Raw genomic sequence first — 17,305 nt, forward strand, 5'->3', positions numbered from 1 at the left:
CTTGCGTTATCGGTTCAAGGCTTCGACAGGTAATGCTGTCGCTTCAAGTGACGCACCAGCACCCGGCCTTCGGGTGTCAAGCGGGTGCCGAAGGTCACGTGCTGCCCATCCTTCAATTGCATGTCCAGGGCGTACTCCAGATGCCCCGGCAGCACCTGGGGCAGCAGCTCGATGGTGATCGCCGCCAGACGCGGCTCGTACTTGAGCAACGTGTCGGTCATGACGCCGATCAGGCCTTGGGCCGTGGCGGGCAACCCTTGCAGGATCAGGCCCATGTCCGGCAGCCCGTAATCCGGCAGATGGCTGAGCGCGCCCGCTCGGCTGTTGAGGATGCGCTGCAGGTTGTCCAGCACCGAGAGGGTGTGCTGGTCCGCCTCGCAGACCCGCTGCAGGTCCAGTTCACCGGCGAAATTCTGCAACAGGCGTTCGTAGAGCGAAGGGGTGTACTCGGTCATGGCTCAATCCTTCGTCAATGGGCGCAGGATCAAGCGGTTATCGCCCAGTTCGATCACCCGTGCGCGATCCGGGTCGAGGTCGTCACGCGTCAATGTCAGGCGCCAGCTGTTCTGCCGGGTATCGGGGTCGCGAAACAACGCCACCAACGTGACAAACTGCGCGTCCTTGTCCATCGGCACGTTCAGCTGAGCGCCTTCTTCGGGCTTTACCACCACCGAGTGTTTGTCCAGTAACGCACGCGCGAGCAAGCGCTCGTCATCGCCCAGCAGGCCTTCGTAGGTCGCCAGCTCCACCGCCTTGCTGTCGCGCAATTGGTAAACCCGCACCAGGGTCGGCACCGACAACGCACGCATGTCCGTGGCATCGGTGTTCAGCGCCGTGCGCGCGCTGAAATCCAGATGCAGGGTGTTGACCTGCTTGTAGAAGATCGCCTTGGCGGTGGATGCCGTGCCATCCGCCACGGTCTGGGCCAACCCACAACCGCCGAGCGGTAGCGTGAAAGCCGCCAGCAGCACAAGATTAAAAACGGTACGCGACATGCTGTGTCTCCCTGTTGCGCGGGTTAATCGAAAGGCCTTGGTAGCGCCCCAGGTTGATCGTGAGGGTCTCGTGTTCCGTCGTGCGCCAGGCGCTGTCTCCCAAGCCCAGCACACCGGTCATGCCGAGCCGGAGGGTGGCCAGCCCCAACACCGGCGCAGGCAGGCTGTGCAACGGCAGCGACAAGCGCAGCTTCGCCGTGCAACGCCACCCCAGGTAAACGCGCAACAGCACCCGCAGGTCGCGGTGTAGCTGGCCGTCGGGGAGCCAGCCACGGGCTTCCTGCGCGTGCTCGGTATAGAGCGTCAGAGCGAACTGGCTGTTGGCGTCGCGGCCGATACGCCCCAGCGGCGTGCCCTGGGCAAGGCTCACCGGACGTTGCCGGGAGAGGCTGGCCGGCGCCGCCAACGTAATGTTCTGCGGCCAATGCGGAGTCACCTGCACCTGGGTGTCGGGGGCGAGCAATTTGACCAGTGCGACGATGCCTTGTGCATTCCGCGTGGGCAGGCGCATCACGCTGAGCAAGGCCAGAAAACGCGAGACCGGCGTGGCGACCTGTTGCGCGGTGCCGGGAATGCCCAGGCCGATCAGGCCCAGCAGGCATTGCGAGGTGGCATCGGTGCCGCCCGCTTCGAACGTCGCCGGGTAGGAGTACTTGCGCCAGATCCGGTAGAACTGGGTGAAGATCCGGTGATTGAACATATCCAGGAAGGCTTCCAGCGCTTCATGCCCCTCCCGACGCTGCGCGATGTCATCCAGGTACACGGTCGGCATCGGCGAATCGACCCCGTACAACCCAAGCAAGCGCGTGCGTACCGTCGCCGCTCGCTCCGGGTGCGCTTCATCGATTTCAATCGACTTCAACTCGCCGGCCGGAAAGCCCATGCCCGGATCGGGCCGAAAGCGCACGGCGTCATCCGCCGGGTGCGCGGTGCTGCCCAGCGGCGGATGGTCGGGCAAGGCCTGTTCCAGCAACTGGCAAAAACGCTGCAGATTGGCCTCGGCCACCTGGCCCTGTAAGGCATCCAGCAAACCGCTGGCTTTCAGCCGGGAATACGCTGACTGTGATTCTCGTTCCATCGCAGGCACTTTCCAGTAGGTTGCAGGATCAGCGTGAGCTGGGTGTACACATGAATGTCGGCATACAAGGCGAAGAAGCGATTGAGCATCTCGCCGAACAGGCTGATGTCGCCCTCCCCTGAAAAGCCGTTGGCATCGAGGGTGATCTCGATATCCACGCCGCGTAGCAAAAAGCCTTTCTCGAAACGTTGGACCAAGTGATGACGGACCTCGACGATCGCCGCCAGACGACGACGGTTGAGTTCGCTGCCCGTCCAGTCGTACAAGGCCAATGTGCCGCGCAACACCTCGGCGTTGTCGAGCATCGGCAGGAAGTTCGAGCCCAGGTGGCTCAGCACCCGCCAGTGAAAGCGGTCGCGGTTCGGCGGGTAGCACGGCAAGCTCGGCGCACACAGGTTGCGCACCCGCAAACCGGCCTGGGGGCTTTGCACCAGCGTGTCGAGCACGGTGCTTTGCAGCGCCTTGCGCGGCAATTGGCCGTGGGTGCCGGTCAGTCGCAACGACAGGCTTTCACGCGTGCGCAGGCGGTCGCTGTCGAAGCCCTCGCCGCCGAGGATCAGCCAGGTGTCATGCAAGCCATTGGCGGCGCGCTTGAGGCGCGTATGGAAGTAGCGTTCGGGAGCCTCGTCACGCAACATGCCGCCCTTGTGGCGAAAGCTGCTGAACGGCACATAGTCCTGGCGCTCGGCGTTTCGCGAGGCGGTCACGCGGTCCACCGAATAGATCTCGGTATGGCCGTCCTGCAAACGCATGGGGCGCAGCAGGTAGTCGCTTTGCAACGGTGCCAGGGTCAGCGGGTCGGCCTCCAGCGCGAACAGGTTGATCACCGGCACCGCATGCAGGCGGATATGCTCGCGGCTCAGGTCGAAATCGGCCGGCCAGGGTTCGCGCAACACCACTTCAAGCTCGAACCAGGCGGCGTCGGGAGCAATCTGCAGGTGCTCCAGGCCACACAGGGTCACGAACATGAATTTTTCGCGGAAACTGAAATACTCCAGCAATAACTGATAACCGCTGAACGCACTGTCGCCCTTGGGCCACAGCCGGTCTTCATCGGCAAACCCTTTGGGCGCAAAATGCCCGGCCACCGGCTGGCGTTCGGTCTGGCCGGGCCAATGCACGAACATCGCCTGCACATTCAGGGTCAGCGCCTGATGCAAAGCACTGGCCAAAGGGCCTTCTGCATTCAGGTACAGCGGCACGCGACTCAGGTCGATCTGGCTCCAGTCGGTCAACGCGCCGCAGGCAAAACGCAGGCGCAACACGGAGCGACCATCCGGGGCGAAGCCGCGCCCGACCGAGGCCAGGGCCAGCGGGCGCAGGGCCAGGTCCTGGGTGGTGGTGTAGCGGCAACGGGTACTTTGGGGCCCGATGGGTTGCGACAGCACTTCAAAGCCCTGCGCGATCAACTCGCTGTGCTTCATCTGCGCCAGTTCCGGCACCAGTTCGACGATCGACAGCGACGGGATGGTGCGCAGGTAGTGTGGCCAGAGCAGGCTGACCAGGCCTTCGGTCAATTCCGGCAGGTCATCGTCGAGTTTTTCCCGCAGGCGGCCCATCAGGAACGCGAAGCCCTCGAACAGGCGCTCCACATAGGGGTCTTGCGCCCCCGGTTTGTCCAGGTTGAGCTGTGCCGCCCGATCCGGGAAGGCCTCCGCGAATTCCTTGCCGGCCTCGCGCAGGTAGCGCATTTCGGCATCGAAATAGCGCAGTGTGAGATTGTCCATGTTCACAGAACGACTCCTGATAGATAAGGGTTAGCCGCACAGCACGGCGGCGCGTACCGGGTCGATGGCGACCAGCGCCGCCAGCAGGGTTTCCATGCGCCGCGCCAGGCTGGGTTTGTCGGCGTCGTTGCGTTGGGCTTTCACGCGCAGCAGCTTGAGCAGGCGCGCCTTGACCTCGAAATGCAGCGCCGGCTCCCAGTCGGCCAGGGCCTGGCGTTGCGCGGTGGCGTCCAGTTCCCCCAGCAGGTGAATGGCCAGGTCGCTCTTGCCATGCTGTTCGGCCACCCGCGCCATCAGCAAGCGCAGCAGCCAGCGCTGGCGCCCGCTGTCGATACCGGGCCGCGCAGCCAGCCACGCCAGCGCGTGATCCACGCCGTCGCTGTCGGCCTGGGCCACGGCCTCACCTTCCAGGGACAAGATGTCCGCATCACTGCTGGCCACGGCCGCCGAGGGTACGGGCAGCCATTGCTGGGGTTGGTTGCCGCTGACGTGCTGGGCAATCCACTCGCGGGTGGTTTCGTCGGCGAACGGGGTGCCGTCACTCCAGCACAGCACCTCCAGGCCAGGCAGGCGCTCGAGGAACATGCCCAGGTCACGTTTGGTGATAGCGGCCCAGCGGTCCTGCGGTGCGGGTTGTTTGCTCAAGGCCTGATACAGGTACCATTGCAGGTCGAGCCAGAAATGGTTCACGCCTTCGGCATACATCCGCTCGACCTGTTCGATCAACTCCGCCCAGTTCTGTTGCAGGTACAAACGCTTGAGCTGTGCCCGATAGTCTGCACGCGGCGGCGTCAGGCGCGTGTTGCCGTTGGCCTCCTGAGGCGGCGTCTGATGCACGGTGTCCCAGCGCAAGCTCTTCATCAGTCGGTGAGCGGCCAGCCAGCCCAAGGGTTGCTCGCGCAGGTAGCTCGTCAGGGCCCGGCCGCTGTCCAACAGGTCCCGTCCGGATTTGATCATCGTCGGCGGCGACGCGTTGGCATGCACAGTCGACTCAAGGCTGGCGGTGTGTTGCGGGACCAATGCGTCCATCCCGCCGGACTGCGCAAGTCGCGCCGACAATGCCGCGTACAGCGGCTGCAGATCCGGACGCTGCTCCGGCGCCCACCCACTCAAGCCGCGCTCCAGCCAGGCGAGCGCGGCGGCGGTGCGCTCGGCTTCGGCCTTGACCACTTCCGGGTACAGCGACAGCGTGTCCAACACCTTGCCACTGGCCAACCATTCCAGGGCCATCTTGCGGCTGTTCGGACGGCTGGGCAGCACCGCGTCGGCAAAGCGCTCCACCAGCGCGGCCAACAGACTCAAGCCATCCGCCAAGCCGAGTTCGCCGTCTTTGTGCAAGCGCGCCCACAGGTAGTACGTGGCGACGCGCAAGTCCTTGCAGCGCTGGGTCAGCAGCTTCTGCGCCAGTTGGGCAACCTGCTCGGCATCGGCACCCGACAGTTTGTTGACTTCTTCGCGCATGCGTTGGAAGTCATCGTCGTAGCCGGGGTCGTCGCCGACGGGGGATTCGGTGCTGATGGGGTGTAGCCAGGGTTGCCAGTGGGCGGCGTGTTCGTGTGCGACAGACAGTGCGTCACGCTCCCCAAGGCAGCGGGCGATCAAGGCGCGCAGGCTCATTCGGACCCCTCGCTCACGCCAGCGGGCTGTGTTACACCCTCATGCTTGCCGCGCGTCTGCACACGCTTCTGGAATGGATATAGATGCTGACGCAGAATGCCGTCCGGCAACGGCTCGCCAAACACTCCGTAGCGCGTTGGCCAGTCCTTTGCGGGCAATTTGAATGTTCCAAACACCCTATCGATCAGCGGCAGGTGAATCGCATAGTTTTTGTAGAGGTAGTCTGGATGACGGGCATGGTGCCAATGGTGGTAGCGTGGAAGTACCAATACGTATTCCAGCCAACCACCTTTGATGCACACATTGGCATGAGCCAGCACCGCCCGGACGCCGACCAGCACCACATAGGCATTCAATGCCTGCGCAGAAAAGCCCAGCAACATCAGCGGCATCAGTACGGCGGTGCGCGTCAATAGCACTTCGACAAAGTGGACACGCGAGCCGGCCAGCCAATCCATCGCCGTACTCGAATGGTGTACTGCATGGAAGCGCCATAACCACGGCACCGCATTCTTGGCATACAGCTTTTCCAGCGGAATAAAGACCGCCGCGGAGATGAGGAGCACCAATCCGAGCAGTAGCCGGCTACGCGCCAATTGTTCGTTGTAAACCTTGCGCAGTTCGGTCGTGGTCAGCCACTCGGGAAGCAAAAAACACAACACGGCCAGCAGACTCAACAGCCCGAGCGCAGCGCAGATATAACCGCTGATACGCCCCTCGCCGAATTTGAACGGAGCGTGGCCATGGTCCCGAAGATACGTTTTAATTTTTTGCATTACACATCCTTTGTATCCAATACCTGTTAAGGGTGTTCCTTGGTTACGTCAGCGCGCCGATGGCGGCAGTGATTCACCGGAGTTCGAAACTCCCGTTCTGCGCATAGGGTTCTTCTGCGGCGCCCTCATTGAGAAATATCTGTTGCGGCAACCTGAAATCACGCAGCTTGAGCAACGCCAGCGGCCCCGCATCCAGTTCGGTGCGCAGGTGCCACGTCAGGTTCAGGCCGTCGGGCGCCTTGAGGGCCAGGCGGTAGCGGCTGTTGCCGTCGTCCAATGGCGTGACTTGGGCGTTTTCCAGCAGGCGGATCAGGCCCCAGGTGCCGGGGTAGTCGCCAAATAACCGCTCGCCGGCATGTATGCTGGTCCAGCTGAGGCTCACGCCGGGATAGTCGCTGCGTCCCGGCCAGTTGAAACGCTGCCAGTTTTCTTTCTGGTTGAAGTACTGGTGCCGGTCGCCGTTGAGGATGAAGGTGGTTTGCACCACGTCGCGCACGGGTTTGCCTTGCAGTTCAAAGCTCAGCCCCATGCCGCCGTCGGTGTAGAGCACATCGGCCAGTTCGCTCAGTTGATTGATCGCGCTAAGAAACTGCGGGTTGAAACGCAGGCCCTGGCTGTGGCGCGGATCGGCTACCCAACGGCTACCTTCCTTGCGCAGCACGCCGCTCAATTGCTGCTGTAAAAACTGTGCGATGCGCCCGGAGTCCGCGCGGATCATCTGCCCCAACATCGGTAACGACGCATCGCTGGTGGTGGCGGCAAACGGGTAACGGCTGGCGAAGGCGGCGTTCCAATGGCTGACGATCGAGCGCTGCCAGTGGCTGTTGAGGCCCGCGGCGGACGGTTGCAACACGCGTTGCCAGGCCTGTTCCAGCGGCTGCACGAACAGCGTCTGCGCCGCCCCGCCCCACTCCGCGCCCAGGCTGGCGGCCAGCAGGGCACCGTAGGATTGGGTGTCGGTGAGGTCGATGCTGCGGCCTTGAAACACGCTTTGTGCCAGGGCCTGGGTCATTTCCAGCGGGTCGGGCGCGGTGCTGATCTGCTGCAGTTTCAAACGCACCCGTGTCACGCGGGTGAGGAAGGCCGGGAGACTGAGGCCGTCTGTGTTGGACTTGTCCAGCAGCGCCAATAACGGGCCGAAGGTCGCCGCCAGCGGCCCCGTGGCGGCCTGGGCCAACGGTTCGATCGCTGGAGCCTTGTCCGGCCCGATCAACTTTTGCGCAGACTGCACCAGCGAGTCGGCCAGGGCCTGGGGTCGGCTGCCCGCCTGCGCCTGGTAGGCCACGCTGTTCAGCAGCGCGATCAAGGGCGATTGGCGCACGTCGCTCATCAGCGTCAATTGGTCGATTGACTCATCGAGACTCGCGGCCTGCTGCCAGCGCAGGCTGTTGAGCAGATCCTGCCAGGCGCTGGCGTAGTCCTGGAAGTAGCGTTCGGTGAGGCGGGCGCGCAGTTGCTCAGGACTCAGGCGGGTGTCGACATCGGCAGGTTGGTCGCTGAGCACCCAATCGATTTCCTCGCGGCGCGCCTCGGCGATCGCATCGATGGCGTGGCGCACCGAGCCTTCCCAGGCCTGGCGGGTGAACACGCCGGGCACGCTGGCCTCGGTGGTGAACAGGGCCTGGGCGTCGGTGTCGCCGACCAGTTGCTGCAGGCCCAGGGCCGGGTAGTGATGGGCGGCGTCATCGAGCAATTGCTGGTACAGATTGGCTTCGGCATTGCGTTGACCCAATTGGCCGAGCAGGACCTGCCGGACTTGCGCGACCAGCCGCGCGTCGGTGTCGATGCGCCAAGTGGGATTGGCGGCCAGGTGTTCAGCGTAAAACTGCCACAAAGTGGGGCCCAGGGCTTGCCAGAGGCCCGCGCGTGAAGGCTCGACTTCGCCGAGGGTTTTCACCAGCAGACTGGCGTCGGCTTTTGCCGGACGCGCCATCATCAGGTAGGCCTTGAGCTGGTCGTAGGCAGCACGGGCGCGTTCGGCGCGCTCGGGATTGTCCGGGGCCAGCTTGACCAGGGCCGTGAGCTGCTGGCGTAAAGCGGCGACGGCCGGGTCGCGGATCAGGCGGTTGTTGGCTTCGACGTAGCGCGGCCACACGGTTTCAAGCAGCGCTGGGTTTTGATTCAGGCCGAAGCGCTGATACCACGGAGCGCCGCCTTGAACGCGATCATCCAGGCGCGCCAATTCGCGGACCAGTTCATGAAGGGCCTGGAGCTGTTCGTCGCCTTGTGATGCGCGTTGCAAGGTCGACAACGAGCTGTGTACCTGGGCGATCTGCGTGCGGTTGCTGATGAATGACAGCAGCAGTCCTGCTCCCCATAACGTCGCCAAACCCAGCACCAGCGCGTAGCCAACTCGCGGCACGCTCCAACCCAGTCGGCGGCCACGGGGGTTATCGCCGAGTACGCCGTGCCACACCGGGGCCACCGACCACGCCTGTTGTTGATCATGCGGCGAGCGCTGTACCGGCAGGCTGAACCACAACCCCCGCAACGGCACGCCACGGGCAAATTCGCCGGCCAGATGCGCCAAGGTGTGACGCCAACGATCAATGCCCTCGCCCTTTAAATCTCGCGACAAACGCAGCAGAAAATCATCCTTCATCACCGCGTTCATCTGCGCCAAACCCGCGCGACGCAAAGGCTCCAGCAAACGATTCAGCGCGGCGTCCAATGCCGCCGCCGAGAAGCGCGCGGGCAACTGACAGCCCACCGGCTGCGCTTTGCGCGTGTCCTGCGCCCATGCACTGTCGCAGACCTGCCAGAGGGATAACGGCAACTGCCAGCGCAAGTCACGGGCAAGGCGCTGCACCTGGCGTACACCTTTGCCCATCGCGACATCGTCGGCGGCCTGGGTTTCGTTCAGCGCCCAGACGACTCCGTCCAGCGCACGCCAGCGGCTCAGCCCACGCCAGTGCTCAGGGAATGATTGATCCAGCGCGGCCTGCGCACTACCGCCCCACAGCAGGACGGTGCCTTGGCCTTCGAGCCATTGGTGAGCGGCCAGGGTGGGGGCGATGGCTTCGATTTCGGTGGGTTCGCCGATGATGAGCAGCAGGCGGGTTTTGTGGCGCCAGAAGAGGCCGTAGTGCTCGCGTAGGTGCTCGCGCACTTTTACCGCATCTGGCGATGCGGGTTCCCGGGTCAATCGCGAGTTCGGCGTTTCGGTGACCGCCCTCACGACCTGCTGTGCCTGGCGAAGCGCCAGACGATCCCAGGCCAGCAAAATGACCGGGCAGAACCAGCAGAGCGCGAACCACACCCCCAGCCCCCACAGCAGCAATTGCTTGAGCGGCATTTTCGGCCAGCCCAGATAGCCGCTGCACAAGCCATACAACAGACCACCGAGCAGTACCAGCAGCGTCATGATCAGCAGATAGCCCAACCCCACACGAACCAACGAGCCCTTACCCACGTCCTTAACTGTTGCCATAAGGCACCGCCACTCCAATCGCCAATCGTTGGTTTCCATCCTGGCTCAGCCAACCACAGGGCTGACCCGCCTCCCCCGCTTGCAGCAATGCCAGGGACATCCCGATAAACGGCGCCAGGTGCGCCAGCACGCCCCATTGCCCGGCCAGTTGATGTTCGACTGCCGACCAGCCGCCCTCTACAAACGCAGCCTGGCTGGCTCGATCCAGTGCCAGGCAGGTGGTCGGCGCAGATTGCAGTCCGGCGTAACGCTGCATCTGTGCACACAGCTCGGCGGGCGACTGGCTTGCAAGGTATTCACCGCGATGCACCAACTGCTGCCCCTGCCAGCTCACTCGCCAGAAGAAACCCGCTTCACCCCCCAGTTCGCCCTCTTCGGCACTTGCCACCGACGCCACGCCCGCGCACAACAACCAGTCGTCCTCGCCACGACAATCGCGATGGAAGGTATCGATCAGGTCATCCAAATCAGTCAGGTTCTGTAGCAGCAAACGGGCCTCGGGCAACACCACTCCCGCCCGGACCAACGCCTCAACGAAAGCAGCCTGGCCGCTCTCATCCCCCACCCAGGCAATTGCCCGCAGCTGTGGCCAGCACTCGGACAACCCCGGGAGGGCCAAGGTTAAACGGGCGAGATGCCGTGCCAGTGCAGGTTCACGCTCGCTGATCAAACTCAGCGACAGTGGGCAACGCAACATGGGCTGTGTAGCGCCGGGTATCGCCAAGGGTGGCGAGACGCTTGTCATCAAGTTCAGGTAGTCTTCTTGCATGTCACCCGCCGGGCCGAGCAACAACACATCCTGCACCGGTAAACCCAGCGAGCGCCGTTGCCACCAAGCCTGCATGGCGACCTCCAGCGCGCGCAGATACACCTTGTGGTTGAACAGCTCGATCTGCCACACCAACACACGCACCGCCAGAATCAGCGCCCAGCACAGCGGCAGCACCGCGCTCCACAGCCACCATTCCAGGCGCGGTTGCTCCTGGGGCCACAGCATCAGCAAAACGGCCGACTGCACTCCCCACGGCAGTGCCAACCCCAACCACCAACTGCGCCAACGCGGCTCGCCCGGTTCGATAACGTCGGGGTACTCAGGCGGACGGTTCATGGCGCAACCACCATTGAAGTGGCCGGCAGGCTGCTGACCAACTGGCAACCACACGCGCAACGATGGCCGTGCAGCGCCACAGGTTTGCCGTCCATGGTTGAACCCGAAGCGCCTTCGATAATGTGCGTAATGCCATGCAGGTTGCAGCGAACTTGATCATCCACGCAGGCCACTGGTTTGCCGAAGGCTTTGTAGTGCCCCGACAAAACCTCACCGCCAAACGGGTGCAGTGGGTCGCCCATGCGTACGAGAGGCAGCATCAAACCACCTCGCGCTCAAGTTCGAAAAGACTGCCCGCCTCGCGCAACATGGCGCTGGTCCGCTCAATCCGTTGCCGATAATCGTCCAGCGCGATCTGGCGCTTTAGCTCGGCCGCCACCTGCCCCACGTGAGCGGTCGGTTGCAGGAGCTTCTCGGCACCCGCCAAGAACGGCAACGCCACGCCCCGCGCCTTGTCGATGACCTGATAACCGATGGTCGCCCCACCGATGCCGACGGCCAATCCACCCAGCCCTCCCGCCACGCCTTTTCGCTTGATACCGTATACCGTCGCCCCGGCTATCATCGCCACACCCAACACTCGGCCGGCTACCACCACCGGCGAAAGATACCGACTGTTGTCGTTGCCGAAATAAGTCATGCGGTAAAAGAAATAACCCGCCCACATTTCCCGAGTTTTCAAGGCGTCGTGCATGAACCAGGCCCGCGAGTCGTGGATCTGATCATCGAACAACGCTACCAGCAACGCCATTTGCGGGTCTGCGCTGGGGGTGCCGCGAGCGTCCCGAAACAGTAGCTTGCAGCGCTGCTCACCCGCTGCCTTGATGGCGGCGTGATCCTGGGTCTCATCATCGGAATTGAGCAGATATATCGCGTCGCGCAACAACACGTCAGTGATGGTGCCTGCCAGGCTGCTTTGCTCACGTTTCTGCCCGAGGTAGTCGCTCTTGAATTCGGCAGCGGCCTGGCTGAGCTGGGTCTGGTCGACCTGCGGCTCATAGATCGGCGGGCCGGGGTAGTTCGTCGCAGCTTCGGGGGTTTTCAGCCGCAGGTTCGCGAGATTTTTTTTATGTTGGTCGTAAGCCTTGCGCTCCTCACTGGCCTGATAAGTCGTAGTTTCCCTGGCCTGACTGAAAAAAGGCTGATGTTTGTAGCTGTCGTTACCGCCGTCGCGATCATTGGCAAACCGGCCTATGCGCCAACCGGTGATCCAGCCCAGTTGATCGGCCAGTACGTCTTCCACGGGCGCATTCAGCCGCAGTGGCTGGTAGAGCCAAGGGGAGTCATGGGTGGGTTCGTCGGCGTTGATGCCGGGTAGGGTTTTGCGCCAGGCGTTGAAGCGTTCGGATACCAAACGATCTATATCAAACTCCGTGATGTTAGCCTCCGACATAACGCGCCACGACTTCTCTAACTGCAATGTTTTTGGCAATACTAATTCCGACACCTGCAGGGGGGCACCAGCAGCGAAGGCAGCTGCATAAAGGTCATGCAAAACGACCTGCGAAACCAATTCCTGAGTACCGCCGCGGGCCTTACCTTGGTCGTTTTGCGGATAACCGCCGCCAACATCGGAATGCACACCGGGATACACCACTTCATAGGTGTTGTCCGGGTATTGGCCATCCTCGTTACGGATCGAGTCGAGCGGGAAACACGAGCGCTGCTCGAAGCCTGCGACAAAATGTCGGCAACACTTGACCAGGCCAGGAAAACGCTGGGCATCCGGGATGAGTTGGGTATCATCGGCCCAATCCATATGCCCGGCGAAAAAAGGTGCCGCATGGGCGATGCCCACCGAAGCAACGGTGTCCAGTAGCCCGAGAAATTCGACACTTACCGGCAAGCCAATCAGACATTGCAAGGGCTGTTCGGCCCCCGTCGGTGCATCGAACAACTGGCTTAGCCAAGTGACAAAAGTGCGTGCTTCTGCCGCTCCGCGCGAGAAACCGTACACATACAATTTGACCGCCAGTACGCGGGGCTTGGCCAACTCTACTCGCGCCTGCAAGGGCTCGAGCAACTGGCTCATCGTTCGCCGTCGATTGCCCAGACCCAGGCCACTCATCAGTGGTGCTTTCCAGGTGCTCATGGCCTCGACGGCACGCTTCCTTTCAGCGTTAGACACATCCTGATCGGCCAAAGCTGACTTCAGAGCATGTGCCAAAGAAACCAGCGCCCAGTTGATTCGATCTTCACCACCCGTTGCATATTTCAATCCACCCTCGCTGTAGTCCAACTCACCTATCTCCGGAAAAGCGGTTCCAACTCCCGGCAGGTAATAAGAGAAATAGCCATTTTTTTCTGCAGCTTCGCCTCTCAGGGCAGCATGAAAGAGCTTGGCAACATTGCTGGGGTGTTTTTTCTTGGTGTCGTTATTATCGTTATTATTAGTACCGTCGAAAAACAGACTAATATGGAGGCTATGGCAACACTCAAAATACTGCTTCCGCCCATTACGATTGACCAGTTGACGAAATCGATTTTCCTCTGCGGTCTGCATCTCATAATTAGCAACCACCTGGGTGATATCACAAGGCAGACGCCCTTCCGAGGGGAACCCTGGCGGCGCCCAAACAGCTGCCTTTGAAATTTTTTTCATTTCGGACATACAGCTGGCTCCTGCAGACCCTTAGGAACTTTAATCGGATAATTTGATGAGCCATGAGCCCAACATGAAGTAGTCACCTCCACCTGATTACAAGTTAAGAAATGGACCTTAAGATCGCAGGACTCCGTACCAAACCACTGCGGAATATCCACTACTACTCTGTTACGCTGGTAATTTTCTCTATGCTTAGCTTGGGACAATCGGTATCCATCAGTACCTAGAGGAGGCCACTTTGAATATGCATACGGATCAGGATCAACCTCCCACTCGATCGTGGCTTTCAAACCAGGCCTCCATACAACTGGCATAATAATGCAACACGACCGCCCACCTCCTCCGTCTGCCCGATAACCATTCACCGAGAGCCAGTTGATAGCCCCCGTAGTATGGTTAATCGCTTGTATATTTCCTCCCACCATCTGACTATCCGCGGAGGAACACCCGAACAACATCAAGCCCAAAAAAACAGATAAACATTTAAATAGCTCTTTCCAAACTATAAACCTCATAACACCCCCTCTCAAACAGCATCAGGCTCATACGCCAAGCTCATCAACCCTACACACAGCCAGGAAGTTTTCATCACGCAGATATCCGACACACTAATAATCTCTGATAACTTTATTTTGATGATCGCTACACAACATCACGGTATCGAACAAAAAAACCTACCAGCATGCTGAACATGGCAAACTCTCTCAAAGCATTTTTTTAAAAAATTTCCCGATCTTGCGGGCACGTCGAACAGTCGATACGCCTTCATAGCTCATGATTTCCTCTTTACGTACTCAGTCAAACTCCCAAAGTAGTTTTCCTGACTAGCCTGTACGGTGACCGAATACAAAGTAGCGAAACGCTGTTCCAGGCTGGCCTCCAAGTAATTAAAGTTCCCACCATCCAACAGTTTCTGTGCATCACTGATACAACCAATCAGTTCACATTGCTGATCATCAAGGTCGATCCAGGTCGGTATTGCGATAGTATTTTTCTGCGGCTGCGCAATACCCTCTATCCACTGCGACTGATCATCCCGATCCAGCCAACCCCAGTAGCACGCAACTTTTAAGTATTCGACGCGCTGGACGTCTGTCAGGATCGAAGACATCAACAAGGGAAAGATTCGTGGGTCGTAATAACGCAACAAACCAGACTCCCCACCCCACTTCATTTGCGACAGGGCTTGCAGTGCATGACTCAATGACTTGAACGATAACGGTGAGATCACCACCAGCAAGCGAGCATCGGTGGCGCAGTGGATCATCAGTTCTTCCAGCCAGGCTTTGTGTTGCCAATGTGCCAAATCAAGACGCATTAACAGCGGTGCCTGATCCAGCAAGTTCTCTTCCGGAGTACCGCTAAATAATGAAAACCACGGGACTTCAGGCCTCAACGTCTTCAGCGCGGGTACAGCACAGTTGTTCCAATCCGATTGGTCGAGCAGCAAGTCGACCTGTAGTAGACCCAGGCTGGCACATACCTGCTCGATCTGATCTTGCCATTCCGTTGGTGTTGCCATCTTCATATTCCCCATCAACCTTCGCGCATAAGTAAACCGACCGCATTTTTCCGAGCCTTTTCCAGGCACGCCTTGCACACCGACTGCGGCAACTCACGCAAAGGAAAGCGCTGGCTGGTCGTGGTTTCCCAGACGTGTTGGCCTTTAAGGTTGAGCTTGCCCGGGGTGTGGATATCGATAGCGCCGCCGGGTGTGATGCGGATATACCCGCCACCACACGCCAAGGTGATGCCGTTTTTAGCCGTCAGTTGCAGATGCCCCTGTACGGTCTGCAGGGTGATGTCTTGCTGGGCAATCAGATTCAACACGTCGTTGTGGGATTCGATTTCCAGCGGCCCCTTGCCGGACACCAGGCGCATGCCTTCCTGCTGGGCAAGCAGGGAAATGGCCTGATTCGCGTGGACGGACAGCCGTTGAGCGGCTGCCAGGTTGATCTCATCGTTGCTTTGCACATACATCGCCTCGCCGCTTTTGAGCAGCAGGCTTTCAGGGGTTACCGCACCAATGCCCTTGGGCGCACTGAGTAGGATGGCTGAGGCGTTCAGGTCTTTGGCGTGGTCCTGGAACTGTTGCAGACCATCAATGGCGGGTTTGCGACTGCGATGAGACTGGGCGATTGCCTGCCAGTCAGCGATTTGTTGTGTGGCTCCCGCGACCAGATCGGTGGCTGGCGCCATGGTGAGCACATCACCAGAAGCCTTGGCCTGTATATCCGCACTGATGAACAACCCTTTGCCTGCACGAATGCTCCCCCAAGCATCTGTACGTAGCTCAAACCCTTCCCCACGTTTTTTACGCTGACCATCCACCAAATGCCCAAGATTCAGCTGGCTCTTACCACTGTGCTCAGTACTGACCTTGACGTGCTCCCGCCCCCGCGTGTCATCCATCCGCAGCTTGTTGTTCGCCGGGGTACGCAGCACGTTGCGTTTGTAGTTACGCAAGGTCACATGATCGACATGCTGGCTATCGTGCAACGCGTGCGCGATGTAGGGCCGGTCTGGGTCGCCCTGCTCGAACGCAATCGCCACTTCGGTCCCTGCAATCAACGGCAGGTGCAGGCCGTGGGTATCTCCGGCGTAGGGTCGGGCCAGGCGTAGCCATAGGCTTTCTTCGCCGGGTTTCCAGGTGTCGCGGTCGAACAGGAAGTTGACCTTGTAGCGCCCTTCGAGGTCGATGTGGCCGTAGGGGTCGTTGGCCTGTGGGCTGGTGACGCGGGCCGGGACGGTGCCGGCGATTTGGGGTTTGGGCTGCAGTGCGGGGCGAAAGCACACGGTGTCTGAATAGGGTATGGCCTGGAAGGTCGCGACCAAGCTGCTGTCGCGGGCGGCGGTGGTGGTCAGGCCGGTGATCACCGCGCCCGGTGTGAAGGCTTGGGGCGCGCCGCCGGAGATGTGCAGCACCTGCCCCGGCGCCAACGTGGCGCTGCTGGTGATGCCGCTGAGTTGGGTCTGGGCGTTGAGGTAACGCTCGTGGCGCAGGCGTGCGTAGAAGTAGCCGCTTTCACTGAGCAGGTCTTCGTCCTGATCCAGCCGGTCGCCGAGGGTCGTGTAGGGCTCGGCGTAGTGGTAGGCCTCGCCGTAGGTGCCGCTGGCGCCGCGGCTCTGGTCGATCTCGCCGCTCAGGTGGGCGCCGGCGTCGCGGGGGTGGTAGGCGCGGATATGCACCTGTTGTTCGACCACCTGGTGGTTCGATTGCAGGTGCCACACCGCGTCCTGCCCGCTGCTGCCCAACCCGGATTGCGGGCGATACGGCAGCGCGATGTCGAACTGGTAGAGGCGCTGATCGTCGCAGAACTCGACCACATCGATACCCAGGCGTTCGTCGCTGGTGAAGCGGTACCAGATGCCGACGTCGGCGAGCAGACGGTCGATGAAGGCCAGGTCGCTCTCGCCGTATTGCATGACCTGCTCGCGCCTGGGGTAGTCGCGTTTCAGGCTGAACAGAAAGTCCTGGCCTTCAAAGTCGTGGCGGCTGCGCAGGATGCTTTCGACGATCTGCGGCACGGATTGATGCTGATAGATGCGAAATTGTCTGCCTTGGCCGAGCAGGGCCAGGCGCGGCTGCAGAGTGATTTCATAACGGGCCTGGTCGTTCGAGCCGGACTGACGCTTGAAGCCGGTGACCACGCCGTGCAAGGTGCGCAGCGGTTTGACCGCGGGCGCGCTGAAGCCTGAGGCCGGTGGTTTTTGCGGGGCGGCGTGCAGGCTGAAACGGGCGTCCTGGCCAAGCAGGGTTTCGGCGGCGAGGTCACGTTCGGTGCTGGTGAATTCCACGCGATAGGTGAAGGGTTGGCTCAGGTGTTCATGGCCTTCAAAGGCCAACACGTCGAGACGGGCTTCGATGTTGCGCACACTCAGGGTGTGCCGGCTGTGATCGAAAAGAACCCTCGGCAGTACGCTGGAAGTCATTCCCTTTACTCCTGGACGCGAAAGCCCAGAGAGTAA

Annotated in this window: 13 protein-coding genes; all 13 read right to left on the reverse strand. The window is 60.9% G+C overall.

The features are described 5' to 3' along the window. Positions 1–14: 14 nt before the first annotated feature. Positions 15–455 (reverse strand): type VI secretion system baseplate subunit TssE, encoded by a 441-nt coding sequence (tssE, locus tag LQ249_RS17690; protein WP_102618894.1) that lies wholly within the window; start codon positions 453–455, stop codon positions 15–17. Between the two features lie 3 nt (positions 456–458). Then, positions 459–995 carry a type VI secretion system lipoprotein TssJ gene (tssJ, locus tag LQ249_RS17695; protein WP_046383722.1) on the reverse strand — a complete coding sequence of 179 codons (537 nt, stop codon included), beginning with the start codon at positions 993–995 and terminating at the stop codon, positions 459–461. Beyond that, positions 976–2,073, reverse strand: coding sequence for a type VI secretion system baseplate subunit TssG (gene tssG / locus LQ249_RS17700; protein ID WP_017846583.1), 1,098 nt, complete (start codon positions 2,071–2,073; stop codon positions 976–978). The genes tssJ and tssG overlap by 20 nt, the downstream gene beginning before the upstream one ends. After that, a complete protein-coding gene (gene tssF / locus LQ249_RS17705; protein WP_057004703.1) occupies positions 2,037–3,806 on the reverse strand; it encodes a type VI secretion system baseplate subunit TssF in 1,770 nt (589 codons plus the stop codon). The genes tssG and tssF overlap by 37 nt, the downstream gene beginning before the upstream one ends. 24 nt (positions 3,807–3,830) lie before the next feature. Then, entirely contained in the window at positions 3,831–5,417 is a 1,587-nt protein-coding gene (gene tssA, locus LQ249_RS17710; protein ID WP_128192675.1) for a type VI secretion system protein TssA, read from the reverse strand. Beyond that, positions 5,414–6,193: a sterol desaturase family protein gene (locus LQ249_RS17715; protein WP_232565728.1), complete on the reverse strand. Its 780-nt coding sequence runs from the start codon at positions 6,191–6,193 to the stop codon at positions 5,414–5,416. Before LQ249_RS17715 ends, tssA begins: the two co-directional genes overlap by 4 nt. A 73-nt stretch (positions 6,194–6,266) precedes the next feature. Further along, a complete protein-coding gene (locus LQ249_RS17720; protein WP_232565729.1) occupies positions 6,267–9,623 on the reverse strand; it encodes an ImcF-related family protein in 3,357 nt (1,118 codons plus the stop codon). Further along, a complete protein-coding gene (locus LQ249_RS17725) occupies positions 9,610–10,620 on the reverse strand; it encodes a hypothetical protein (protein WP_232566616.1) in 1,011 nt (336 codons plus the stop codon). The genes LQ249_RS17720 and LQ249_RS17725 overlap by 14 nt, the downstream gene beginning before the upstream one ends. Before the next feature lie 107 nt (positions 10,621–10,727). Beyond that, positions 10,728–10,991: a PAAR domain-containing protein gene (locus tag LQ249_RS17730; RefSeq protein ID WP_198865178.1), complete on the reverse strand. Its 264-nt coding sequence runs from the start codon at positions 10,989–10,991 to the stop codon at positions 10,728–10,730. Beyond that, on the reverse strand, positions 10,991–13,342 hold the full coding sequence (locus LQ249_RS17735) for a T6SS phospholipase effector Tle1-like catalytic domain-containing protein (RefSeq protein ID WP_128192688.1): 2,352 nt from the start codon (positions 13,340–13,342) through the stop codon (positions 10,991–10,993). The genes LQ249_RS17730 and LQ249_RS17735 overlap by 1 nt, the downstream gene beginning before the upstream one ends. Continuing rightward, positions 13,330–13,851 carry a DUF3304 domain-containing protein gene (locus LQ249_RS17740; RefSeq protein ID WP_108526703.1) on the reverse strand — a complete coding sequence of 174 codons (522 nt, stop codon included), beginning with the start codon at positions 13,849–13,851 and terminating at the stop codon, positions 13,330–13,332. The genes LQ249_RS17735 and LQ249_RS17740 overlap by 13 nt, the downstream gene beginning before the upstream one ends. A gap of 257 nt (positions 13,852–14,108) precedes the next feature. Beyond that, positions 14,109–14,864, reverse strand: a complete 756-nt coding sequence (locus LQ249_RS17745; RefSeq protein WP_108526704.1) for a DUF4123 domain-containing protein — start codon at positions 14,862–14,864, stop codon at positions 14,109–14,111. Between the two features lie 8 nt (positions 14,865–14,872). Beyond that, a complete protein-coding gene (locus tag LQ249_RS17750) occupies positions 14,873–17,269 on the reverse strand; it encodes a type VI secretion system Vgr family protein (RefSeq protein WP_232565730.1) in 2,397 nt (798 codons plus the stop codon). Positions 17,270–17,305: the final 36 nt, after the last annotated feature.

The organism is Pseudomonas sp. 7-41, assembly GCF_021233075.1.
Lineage (GTDB): Bacteria > Pseudomonadota > Gammaproteobacteria > Pseudomonadales > Pseudomonadaceae > Aquipseudomonas > Aquipseudomonas veronii.

What these genes read in the sequence shown, in the direction of transcription:
- tssE (WP_102618894.1), bottom strand. Translation starts at nt 455, where the DNA reads ATGACCGAGTACACCCCTTCGCTCTACGAACGCCTGTTGCAGAATTTC.
- tssJ (WP_046383722.1), bottom strand. Translation starts at nt 995, where the DNA reads ATGTCGCGTACCGTTTTTAATCTTGTGCTGCTGGCGGCTTTCACGCTA.
- tssG (WP_017846583.1), bottom strand. Translation starts at nt 2,073, where the DNA reads ATGGAACGAGAATCACAGTCAGCGTATTCCCGGCTGAAAGCCAGCGGT.
- tssA (WP_128192675.1), bottom strand. Translation starts at nt 5,417, where the DNA reads ATGAGCCTGCGCGCCTTGATCGCCCGCTGCCTTGGGGAGCGTGACGCA.
- LQ249_RS17715 (WP_232565728.1), bottom strand. Translation starts at nt 6,193, where the DNA reads ATGCAAAAAATTAAAACGTATCTTCGGGACCATGGCCACGCTCCGTTC.
- LQ249_RS17720 (WP_232565729.1), bottom strand. Translation starts at nt 9,623, where the DNA reads ATGGCAACAGTTAAGGACGTGGGTAAGGGCTCGTTGGTTCGTGTGGGG.
- LQ249_RS17725 (WP_232566616.1), bottom strand. Translation starts at nt 10,620, where the DNA reads ATGCTGTGGCCCCAGGAGCAACCGCGCCTGGAATGGTGGCTGTGGAGC.
- LQ249_RS17730 (WP_198865178.1), bottom strand. Translation starts at nt 10,991, where the DNA reads ATGCTGCCTCTCGTACGCATGGGCGACCCACTGCACCCGTTTGGCGGT.
- LQ249_RS17735 (WP_128192688.1), bottom strand. Translation starts at nt 13,342, where the DNA reads ATGTCCGAAATGAAAAAAATTTCAAAGGCAGCTGTTTGGGCGCCGCCA.
- LQ249_RS17740 (WP_108526703.1), bottom strand. Translation starts at nt 13,851, where the DNA reads ATGAGGTTTATAGTTTGGAAAGAGCTATTTAAATGTTTATCTGTTTTT.
- LQ249_RS17745 (WP_108526704.1), bottom strand. Translation starts at nt 14,864, where the DNA reads ATGAAGATGGCAACACCAACGGAATGGCAAGATCAGATCGAGCAGGTA.
- LQ249_RS17750 (WP_232565730.1), bottom strand. Translation starts at nt 17,269, where the DNA reads ATGACTTCCAGCGTACTGCCGAGGGTTCTTTTCGATCACAGCCGGCAC.